Raw genomic sequence first — 11,040 nt, 5'->3', positions numbered from 1 at the left:
TTTTTCCAAAGGCCATTAGGAGCAATCCTAAATACACGGCGGGGGCGGGGCGCAATAATTTACCTGTCCCCACCACCTGTGTAAAAGCCGCCATGTCTTTCCTACCGATACGCGTTCTGGTAATCGAAGAACAGCCTTTCAAACGACTTATCGCCACCCGCGTTTTTCAGGATCTCGGTTGTGAAGACGTGGCGGCGGTGGCTGACGGGACTGCCGCGCTGGAGATGCTGGCACGTACTGGCCCGGTGGATATCGTGTTGTGCAGCTTGAAACTGCAATGCACCCAGGGCCTGTCTGTGATCGAGGACCTCAGCCGTGGGGGCTTCCTGAAGGCACTGATCATTTGCAGTGTGTACCCGGCGAACTTGCACGGGGCCTTGGACCGGATGCTGTCGATGCACGGCGTGAAAGTGTTGGGGTATGTCGATACGCCCGTGCGCGCCAGTGAGTTGGGCCCGATGGTCGGTGCTTTCCTGGAGTCGGTTGCCGTGCGCAGGACCGACGTTTCCAACTCGATCAATTTGAAGTGGTTTACTCAGTCCGAATTGAAAAGAGCGATTCTGGATAATGAGTTCAAGGCGTTTTTTCAACCAAAATTCAATCTGGTCACTGGTGCGGTCGACAGCCTGGAAGCCTTGGCTCGGTGGGACAACCCAAGCTATGGCTTGTTGTCGCCTGGCGACTTTTTGCCGTTGTTAAACAGCTTCTATTTGATGGACGATCTGTTTTTCGCGCTCTTTGAACAGGGCTTGATGGTGTGGCAGGAAGTCCTGGCAACCGGTCGCCAATTGAACCTTGCATTCAATCTGCAGGCAGAGCAGTTCAGCAATCCGCAATTGGTCACCGGCATTAGTCTGTTGATTGAACGCTATCAGGTACCGGCGTCCTGTCTGACCTTTGAAATTACCGAAAGCGGTTTGCTCGAAACTTCCCCGGCGGTGCTGGAGAGCCTGATCCGTTTGCGGATGATGGGCGCCGGATTGTCCATCGACGATTTCGGTGTGGGCTTCTCTTCCCTGGAGCGCCTGTGCCAACTGCCGTTTACCGAGATCAAGCTCGACGGCGGTTTCGTTCAGGACCTCGATACTAACGCCGCCAATCGCGCCATTGTCAGCAGCACCCTCGCGCTGGGTGAGGCGCTGAACATGTCGGTGGTGGTGGAGGGTGTCGAAACCGAAAAGCAGCGCCAGTCATTGATCAAGCTGGGCTGTGTGCACGCTCAAGGTTATCTCTGTGCGCGGCCTATGAGCGCCAATCGGCTGCTGTTGTGGCTGGACTCGCAGCGCGCGTCGATCAACAACGTCTGAATACAGGCCATCAATGCGGCTGAATGCTTACTGGGTGTTCAGTTTTCTCGTGGGCCAAGAAGGGTGTTTCATGGTGAATCCAAAGTTGCGTGTCTTGTTAGTTGACGAAGAACAATCCAGGTTAGTCAGCATAGAAAAGAACCTGTCGGGACTTGGCTACAGTCGTGTTGCCCCGCTGACATCATTCCGGGATTTATTGGTGATACTGGATAACGCGTTATGCCCGTTTGACCTGCTGATTATTCATCAGGTTGTGCTGGAAAACGCAGGCGAAGTGCTTGAGCAGCTAGTACGAAGTTCGCCGGCAATCAAACATTTACTGGTTTACCAGGGCAATACGCTGCAGGTGCTTTCCACTATCGAGTCGTCATCATCGTCGATGCGCTTTGAGTTGCCTTGCCCGCCGGACCGAGAGGCCATCAAGCAAGTAATGGGCTTTATCGACAAGGTCGAGTTGCATGAGGTTTACGGCAAGCAGCGGGTGTCTGTTTAGTTACAGGTGTATCACGAAAAATACTAACGGTACTGGAAATGTCATTGCTTCAGTCGGAATTTTCCCTAATTGCAAAGGGACCTTTAACGTTGAAGGGGTTGGCCGGAAAAAACATTATTCACTGCATGCAAGGTGCGCAGTCACAGCGAAGCAGTGAACGGTTCGCCGAGCATTTCGATCAACGATGTTTTAACCTTTCGAGGCAACTTATGACGCGCACATACCGCATCTTCGCGCTCGCAGCGCTGACGTCGACCTTCGTGATACCGGCTGCACAGGCAGGCGATGGCACCGTTAACTTCAAAGGCCAACTGATTGGGCAGACGTGTACCGTCAGTGTGAACGGTGGCAGCAACATGGGCACCGTCACGCTGCCGACACTGGGCATCACGGCCCTCGGCGCCGTAGGCGCTACCGCCGGCAGAACCCAGTTCACCATTGGGTTGAGTGCATGCGGCACCGGTAATTCCATCCAGGACTTTGTACAAGGCTTGACGGGCAATAGTGTGATTGGCAAGACGGCGTCCACTTACTTTGAGAGCGGCCCAGGCGTCGATCCCACCACCCGGAACATTATTAACACCGGTGGTGCCACCGGCGTGCAGCTCCAGTTGCTTGATTCCGGCGGCGATGTGATCAAGGCCGGTGACCCGGGACAACCGCGTACCCCGGCCATTACCAATCTCGCCAGCAACGGTGGCGTGATGACTTACGGCGTCCAGTACATCGCCAACGATGTTATTGCGCCGGGCAGCGTCGTGGGCTCGGTTACCTATTCCATCGCCTATAACTAAAACCCACAAGGACTTGAGAGCGATACCGCTGATCAAGTCTTTGATATATCCATTTCAACCAAAGAGCCGTTTGGCTGCACTTATACGAATTGAAAGTTCAAGCCTTCGGAAGAGTCTTAACTCTGGTAGGAAATTTCCGAGGCTGTTGCAGGACCTTTCAATTTGAAGGGTTTCACCAAAAGAAACATCATTCACTCTGTGCACAACGCACCGCCATATTGCAATTGCGAGTGGCCTGCCAGGCATTTATCCAACTAATGATTTTGAGGCAACTTATGAACCGTACTTACCTCGTTCTTGCAGCGGCGACTTCCGCATTCGTGATGTCTGCTGCACAAGCCTCCGATGGCACTATCAACTTCAGTGGCCAACTGACGGCTCAAACCTGCACCACGTCGGTCAATGGCACGAGCAATGTGGGCACCGTAACGCTTCCGACGTTCTCGATTGCGTCGCTGGCAAGCGCGGGGGCGACTGTTGGTGCCACCAACTTCACCATTAACCTGAGCGGCTGCCAGGGCACTATTGCGACCGCCGCTGCGATATTTGAAGCCGGCGCGGGCGTCGACCCGACCACCCAGAACATCCGCAACACCGGTAATGCGACTGGCGTGCAACTGCAGTTGCTCGACTCCAATGGTGCTGTGATCAAGGCCGGTGATACCAGCCAAACCGCCAATACTGCACGTACCGCTGTGACCGGCGCCACTGCCGTGCTGCCGTACGCCGTTCAGTACGTTGCCAGCGCGGCAACCACCGCCGGTACTGTCGTGGGTTCGGTTACCTACTCGATCAACTATCAGTAAAAGCTGCGCGGTCAGCGCATCTTCCAGGGCTTGGAAGATGCGCCGACGATGTCGGGAGAGAATGATATGCAGCGTAAAAAAGCCTGGTGTCGTTACTTCGTAATGATGGCGACCTTGCTTGGTTGTTCCCAGGCGATGTCTTCGGTCGTCATCACCGGCACCCGTGTGATTTTTCCGGCGGATAAAAAGGAAGTCACCGTCAAGATTAACAACAACGGCACCAAGCCCGTACTGGTTCAGTCGTGGATTGATAGCGGTGATCCCGCGTCCACCCCAAGCAATTCTTCAGCGCCATTTGTGATTTCGCCACCGGTCTCCCGGGTTGATGCTGACAAGGGGCAGAGCCTGCGCCTGATGTTTACCGGTACTGCGCTGGCTTCAGACAAGGAGTCTGTGTTCTGGCTCAATGTGCTGGAAATTCCGGTCAAGGCCACCAGCGATCAAAACATGCTGCAAATGGCCTTTCGCTCGCGAATCAAAGTGTTTTATCGGCCAGCGAATTTACCTGGCACACCGTCAGCGGCCATCGAGGCGCTGCAGTGGAAGGTTGTTGCGCAACCCAATGGTACCTATGGGCTGCAGGCCTATAACCCAACGGCGTTTTACGTTTCACAAAGTGACCTGGTGCTGGTTAACGGCGGCCAGCGAATACTGAGTGAGGCGGGGATGATTGCGCCCGGTGAAACCCATATCTTTGCCTTGCCCGGCCTGAAGTCGATGCCGGCACCCGGCGCCAAAGTTGAATACAGCGCCATCAATGATTACGGCGCTCTGGTTCCTACCCACGAATCCCTCATGCCTTAGGCCTATCAGGCCTTAATCGTTTTTCACCCTCCGTCGTCCGGGTAATTTATGACTACGCTGTCTCTTCTGCGCGCGCGCCGGACGGAAATCGCTTGCGCCCACGCCAGCGATTTGCCGGTTTGGGGTCGCCGAACTTTACTGATTGTCAGTGCATTGTTGATGCCTTACGCCATGGCTGAAGACGTGCAGTTCGATAACTCTTTTCTCCCGGCAGGCTCGAGCGGAATTGACCTGACGCTGTTCCAGAGCGGGAACCCGGTGATGTCGGGTACGTACCGTGCCGACATTCTGGTGAACTCGAACCTGAGCATGCGTCAGGATATCCGTATCGTGTCCGACGCCAAGGGCAGGACCCCCAGGGTCTGTGTCGACACCCGGATGCTGGAGCTGATGGGCGTAAACGTAGAAGCCCTGTCGCCGACGGCAACTGCCAAGCTGGCGACTGACCCGTGCCCGGTCATCAATGAACTGATTGACGGTGCCACGGCGCTGTTTTCCACCGACACGCAGCAACTGGACTTCAGCATTCCGCAGGCGGCCTTGCGGCGTAACGCCCGAGGGTACGTCAGCCCAGAATTATGGGACCGCGGGGTGACCGCAGGGATGCTCAGCTATGACTTCAACGCCAACCACAACAAAACCCTTTCAGGCACTGACGATTCTGCATATCTCGGCTTGAACGCGGGGCTGAACGTGGGTGACTGGCGGTTGCGGCACAATGGTTCGTTCAATTGGGACAGCCTGACTGGCAGCAAATACCAGGAAATCAACACCTTTGCCCAACGCGACCTGACAGGCTTGAAAAGCCAGCTGACGGTAGGCGAAGCTAACACCAGCGGCGAGATATTCGACACCCTGGCCTACCGTGGCGTCGAGGTGGCGACCGATGACCGCATGCTGCCGGATGCGCTGCGCGGTTATGCGCCCGTGGTGCGCGGTATCGCTCGCACCAACGCGCGGGTCACCATCAGCCAGGGCGGCAATGTCTTGCTGCAGACCACGGTGGCGCCCGGCGCCTTTGTCATCGATGACCTGTATGCCACCGGCTATGGCGGCGACCTGCAAGTGAACGTGCTGGAAGCCGACGGCACCCAGCAAAGCTTCATCGTGCCTTACGCCTCGGTCAACCAGTTGCTGCGTCCTGGCACCTCACGTTTCAGCGTGACAGCCGGTGAAACCCGCAATAACTACATCAGTAAACAGGTTGAGCTGCTGCAAGGCACTTACCAGTACGGCCTGGCCAACTCGCTGACCGGTTATACCGGTGGCCAGGCCAGCGATGGTTACCTGTCGGTGCTGGGCGGTATTGCATTTGGCACACCCATCGGCGCCTTCGGGGTTGACGTGACCCATGCCCAGACCGAACTGCGCTCCGGTGACCAGCAGGGGCAGAGCCTGCGCGTGTCTTTCAGTGAGAATGTCCAAAGCACCGGCAGCAACTTCTCCCTGGCGGCTTATCGTTTTTCCACCAGCGGTTACTTCGATTTCAACAACGCCGTGCTGTTCAGGGATGCGGAACAGAACGGTACCGACACCAGCCAGTTTGGCCAACCGCGCAGTCGCCTGACCCTGTCCCTCGACCAAAGCCTGGCCAACTGGGGGCATTTGTCGTTGAGCGGGTTTACCGAGAACTACTGGAACCAGCCGGGCCAGGATATCCAGTACCAGATGGGCTACACCACACAGATCGGGCGGGTAAGCCTGGGCTTCAACCTCAGTCGCAGCCGCTCCGGCCTGGCCGAGATGCAAACCACTGAATTGTTTACCGTGAGCATGCCGATCGGGTTTGGGTCCTCAAGCAATACACCGCAGTTCTCGGGCCGTTTGGCGCGCGACAGCCAGGGTAACTACAGCCAGCAGGCGAGCGTGAGCGGCAGTGCCGGTGAAGATCAGCAATACGGCTACAGCCTGACGGCAGACCGTGATGGCGCGAGCCAGTCGGCCGACACTTCGGTCAGCGGCCAATACATGGGCTCCAAAGCCCGGGTCAACGGTTCCCTCAGCGAAGGCGATGGCTACAGCAGCCTGTCCCTGGGTGGTGGCGGCACGATTGTGGTCCATCCAAAAGGTGTGACGTTGACGCCTTACACCGGTGAAACCATGGCGGTAATCAGCGCCCCCGGTGCGGCCGGCGCGAAGGTGGTGGGTTATCCAGGCCTGCGGCTCGATGGCAACGGTTCGGCGGTGATCAACTATCTGCAGCCATATCAGTTGAACGAGGTCGCTATCGACCCGGACGGTATATCCCAGGACGTCGAGCTGAGCGAAACCAGCCAGAAGATCGCCCCCCGGGCGGGTGCCGTGGTAGCGGTGGACTTCGCCACGGTGCACGGGACGGCCTTGTTGTTGAACGTGCGCTTGAAGGACCAGAGTCCGTTGCCGTTCGGTGCCACCGTGGTGGATGACGCAGGTAACCCGGTAGGCACTGTAGGGCAGGGCGGGCAATTGTATGCACGTATCAAGGACGGCACGCAAAGCCTGCTGGTCAATTGGGGTAAAGAGAGTGGTCAGACCTGCACGCTGAAAGTGCCGGCCCTTAAAGAGCAGGGTCAGATATTGAAGGGCAACGCGCTGTGCCTGAGTGCTGGGTCATGAGGTACGCGGCGGATGCAGCGGTGCAGTCTTCAGTCAACTATACGTGCAGAGGTAATTCCATGAAGGTGCTTTATTCCCTGATCGCCGCTCTGCTGTTGTGTGGTCTTGCGCAGTCGGCCCAAGCGATCAATTGTGTCTACATCAATGGCAACAAGGGGTTTGTAGGCACGACCGCATTGCAGATCAGCTCCCTCAGTGTGCCGAGGGATGCGCCAGTGGGCACAGTGCTCTATCAGCAGAACTTCAATCAGAGCGGTGCAGGCGCCGATTTCAAGTGTCTCAGTACCGGTGGAGCGGCAACCTTGAACACTCTTTTGACGCTGAAGAGCACGTTGGCCAATACCGGTTACAGCGCGGGACCTTACGCCAGCTTCGTCTATCAAACAGGCGTAGCGGGCATTGGTGTCGCCTGGGTTAACGGAACATCGGTGCAAACTGCTGCCGTCAGGGCAGCGATTCCAAATGGCTGCGCATTGTCGGGAAGCGCCGACTGTTTCATATCCGGCCTCAAGATTGCGCCAGCAACCGGGATAGTGCTGATAAAGACTGGGCCAGTGGGAACGGGCACAATCAGCGGCAGTTCGCTGGGTACGCTGGAACAGGATTTCTCTGTTCCCAATAGCGCTACCTCTGTCGCCAACAAAGTGGGGCTGACCGGCAGCATCAACATCGTCGCCCTGACCTGCATGACCTCGGACGTTAACGTACCCATGGGCACCAACAAGATTGCGTCGTTCAGCGGGATAGGTTCGGCCAGCACGCCGGTGAACTTCATGATCAGCCTGACGGGTTGCCCGGGGTTTCCAGGCTATTACGGCAACACCAGTTCGATCCCGACAAGCTCGCAATCGGCGGTCATCAGTGCGGGCACCCTCGTGCCCAATACCCTCAGCCTACGGTTGGACCCGGTCGACACACCGATTGATGCCGCCCATGGTGTGTTGAGCTTGTCGGCGGGTGCAGACCCGGCGACGGGTGTCGGTCTACAGGTGCTTGATGCTTCAGGCGCGCCTTGGGCGCTGTCCCAGAATCAGTTGCTGAACCTTCCGCTGGCCGCTGGCACCACGGCGTTGAACATCCCGTTGAGCGCGCGTTATTTGCAAACGGCCGCCACGGTGACAGCAGGTTCAGCCAACGCTGTGGCGACTTACACCATTATCTATCAGTAACCACGCCTGGCTCCTCATCCTGGCCAGGGACCGGCCGTTCAACCTCCTGATGGTGCGTTGAACCAATAAACATATACATCGCCGGCACCATGAACAACGTCAGCACGGTACCGATCGACAACCCGGCGAAGATCACCAGGCCCATGTCATGCCGCCCCGCAGCCCCGGCACCGGAGGCCCACACCAGCGGCACCACGCCCAGCACCATGGCCGCAGTGGTCATCAGGATCGGCCGCAGACGCACGCCGGCCGCTTCTTCTATGGCCTCACGCTTGCTGTGACCGGCGCGCTGCAGCTCATTGGCGAACTGCACGATCAGGATCCCGTGCTTGGTGATCAACCCCAGCAACGTCACCAGCCCCACCTGGGTGTACACGTTGATCGAGGCAAACCCCATGGTGATAAACGCCAGCGCGCCGAAGAGTGCAGGGGGCACCGAGAACAGGATCACCACCGGGTCGCGGAAGCTCTCGAACTGAAACGCCAGGGCCAGGTACACGATCAGGATCGAGAACATCAGCAAGCCGAAGAACCCGCCGGACTCCTGCATGAACTGGCGCGACTCGCCGGAAAAGTCCGAGGTGTAGCCCGAGGGTGCGACGTTGGTGAGGATGGTGTTCAATTTCGCCAGCAGTTCGCCTTGGGCCACGCCACTCACACCCGACAGGGTCGCCGAGTTGAGTTGCTGGAAGTGGTTGATGGATTCCGGCTGGGTTGAGGTTTCGATGTGCGCCACGGTGCGCGCCTGGATCATGCTGCCGGATGGGGTGCGGATGTAGTAATCGAGAATCTGGTCCGGGTTGAGCCGGTCAACCTGCAACACCTGGGGAATGACTTTGTACGAGCGCCCGGCAGTGGAGAAGTAGTTCACGTAGTTGCCACCGAGTGCAGCGGACAGCGCCGCACCGACGTCGGCCTGGGTCATGCCCAGTGCGGCGATTTTTTCCCGGTCCACCACCAGCTTGGCTTGTGGCTTGTCGAGTTTCAGGTCCATGTCGGAGAAATAGAACAGCTGTTGTTTCTGTGCCTCGGCCACCACGGCCTGTGCGACTTCGTTGAGGTTTTCCACCGAGTCGGTGGTGGTGATCACGAACTGCACCGGCAAGCCCTGGGCGCCCGGCAGCGATGGCAGCGGGAAGGCCGCGATGGTGGCGCCGGGTACCTGGTTCCATTTTTGCTGGAGTTCCAATATCAGTTCAGCTTGGGAGCGCGAGCGGTCGCCCCAGTTTTTCAGCAGCACACCGCCCAGGCCCTGGTTGAGGATCGGCAGCCCGGTCAACTGGAACATCTGCGCGTATTCCGGCTCTTTGTTGGCAATCTGGAAAGCCTGGTCGGCAATCCGCTCCATCTGCTGCGGCGAGGCGGTGGGCGGACCCTTGATCTGCATGAACACCAGCCCCTGGTCCTCGGTGGGCGACAGTTCGCTTTTGGCGGTCATGCCGCTGGCGGCCACCAGCAGGAACAGCACAAAGCCAAACGTCACCAGCACCGGCCACACGTTCAGGCCCCCTGAGAGCACGCGGTGGTAACGCCCCCGCAACCAGTCAAAGTACTGATCGAGCTTGCGGGCGAAACGACCTTCTTCCTGCCCGGTCTTGAACAGCCGGGACGTCATCATCGGCGAAAGCGTCAACGCCACCACGGCCGATACAGTCACGGCACCCGCCAGCGAGAAGCAGAACTCCTTGAACAGCGCACCGGTAAGCCCGCTGCGCAGCCCGATGGGCACGTACGCGGCGATCAGCACCACGGTCATCGCAACGATCGGACCACCCAGTTCCCGCGCTGCGACCAGCGCAGCCTCGAGCACGCCTTTGCCTTCCTCCTTGATATGCCGGTCGACGTTTTCCACCACGATAATCGCGTCGTCCACCACCAGACCGATCGCCAATACCAGGGCGAGCAGGGTCAGCAGGTTAATCGAGTACCCCAGCAGGTACATGATGAAGAAGGTCCCGACCAGGGACAGCGGGATCGCCACCAGCGGCACGATCACCGCGCGGAACGAGCCGAGGAAGAGGTAGATCACCACCGACACAATGATCATGGCCTCGACCAGGGTCTTCACCACCTCATAGATCGAGGTGTTGATGAACGCCGTGGAGTCATACACGATCTCGCCGCGTACCCCGGTGGGCAACTGGGATTGCAGCTCGGGGAAGGCCTCACGCACGCTGTCGGCCACCGTCAGGATGTTTGCAGTCGGCGCTGTCTTGATGCCGATGAACACCGAACGCTTGCCGGAAAACGCCACGCTGCTGTCGTAGCTTTCAGCGCCGAGGGTGACGGTGGCCACGTCCTCCAGGTACACCAGGGCATCGCCTTTCTGTTTGATCACCAGCCGCTTGAATTCATCCACCGTGTGCAAATCGGTGCCGGCCGTCAGGTCGACCGTCACCGTTTGCCCGCGGGTGGAGCCCACCGCAGACAGGTAGTTGTTGTTAGCCAGGGCGGTGGACACGTCTTGGGCTGTCACGTTATGTGCGGCCAGTTTGTCCGGGTCCATCCAGGCGCGCAGGGCGAACTGGCGCCCGCCGAGGATTTCTGCGGTTTGCACGCCCTGGATCGAGTCCAGCTTGGGCTTGACCACCCGCACCAGGTAATCGGTGATGTTATTGGTGGCCAGTGTGTCGCTGTAGAAACCCAGGTACATGGCGTCAGTGGTCTGCCCGACCGCCACCGTCAGCACCGGCTCCTGGGACTGTGCCGGCAGTTGGTTCTTGACCGAGTTGACCTGGGTATTGATCTCGGTAAGTGCCTTGCTGGCGTCGTAGTTCAACCGCAGTGTGGCGGTAATGGTCGAGACACCGGTGATGCTCGTTGAAGACAGGTAGTCGATGCCCTGGGCCTGGGCGATGGCCGACTCAAGCGGCTGGGTGATAAAGCCGGCCACCGTGGACGCGTCCGCGCCGTAGTAAGCGGTGGTGATGGTGACCACCGTATTTTCGGTGCGCGGCCATTGGTTCACCGGCAATTCGAAGATCGAGCGCAGCCCCAGGATCAGGATGAACAGCGAAACCACAATCGCCCAGACCGGCCGCTGAATAAAGGTATCGGTAAGCTTCATGGGAC

General features: G+C 58.3%; 8 protein-coding genes. 7 read left to right on the top strand and 1 reads right to left on the bottom strand.

Annotated elements, in window-relative coordinates; genetic code table 11:
- Positions 1-92: 92 nt before the first annotated feature.
- From K0H47_RS10535 to K0H47_RS10505, 7 genes are all read left to right on the top strand, one after another.
- Positions 93-1,307 carry an EAL domain-containing protein gene (locus K0H47_RS10535; protein ID WP_219272537.1) on the top strand — a complete coding sequence of 405 codons (1,215 nt, stop codon included), beginning with the start codon at positions 93-95 and terminating at the stop codon, positions 1,305-1,307.
- 13 nt (positions 1,308-1,320) lie between these two features.
- Positions 1,321-1,800: a histidine kinase gene (locus tag K0H47_RS10530; protein WP_257626646.1), complete on the top strand. Its 480-nt coding sequence runs from the start codon at positions 1,321-1,323 to the stop codon at positions 1,798-1,800.
- Positions 1,801-2,009: 209 nt separating this feature from the next.
- Positions 2,010-2,594: a fimbrial protein gene (locus tag K0H47_RS10525; protein ID WP_093209944.1), complete on the top strand. Its 585-nt coding sequence runs from the start codon at positions 2,010-2,012 to the stop codon at positions 2,592-2,594.
- A gap of 275 nt (positions 2,595-2,869) precedes the next feature.
- A complete protein-coding gene (locus K0H47_RS10520; protein WP_063030192.1) occupies positions 2,870-3,400 on the top strand; it encodes a fimbrial protein in 531 nt (176 codons plus the stop codon).
- 66 nt (positions 3,401-3,466) lie between these two features.
- Positions 3,467-4,204, top strand: coding sequence for a molecular chaperone (locus K0H47_RS10515; protein ID WP_063030190.1), 738 nt, complete (start codon positions 3,467-3,469; stop codon positions 4,202-4,204).
- A gap of 159 nt (positions 4,205-4,363) precedes the next feature.
- Positions 4,364-6,799 carry a fimbria/pilus outer membrane usher protein gene (locus K0H47_RS10510; protein WP_219272648.1) on the top strand — a complete coding sequence of 812 codons (2,436 nt, stop codon included), beginning with the start codon at positions 4,364-4,366 and terminating at the stop codon, positions 6,797-6,799.
- Positions 6,800-6,858: 59 nt separating this feature from the next.
- Positions 6,859-7,968 carry a fimbrial protein gene (locus tag K0H47_RS10505; protein WP_219272536.1) on the top strand — a complete coding sequence of 370 codons (1,110 nt, stop codon included), beginning with the start codon at positions 6,859-6,861 and terminating at the stop codon, positions 7,966-7,968.
- On the opposite strand, the gene K0H47_RS10500 is transcribed toward K0H47_RS10505, so the two are convergent.
- A complete protein-coding gene (locus K0H47_RS10500) occupies positions 7,955-11,035 on the bottom strand; it encodes an efflux RND transporter permease subunit (protein ID WP_093209948.1) in 3,081 nt (1,026 codons plus the stop codon). The two genes, K0H47_RS10505 and K0H47_RS10500, sit on opposite strands and share 14 nt — an antisense overlap.
- Positions 11,036-11,040 lie beyond the last annotated feature (5 nt).

The organism is Pseudomonas sp. Xaverov 83 (assembly GCF_019352905.1).
GTDB lineage: Bacteria > Pseudomonadota > Gammaproteobacteria > Pseudomonadales > Pseudomonadaceae > Aquipseudomonas > Aquipseudomonas yamanorum.
Note: the sequence above shows the minus strand (reverse complement) of the source record. Positions and strands in the feature narration are given on the sequence as shown.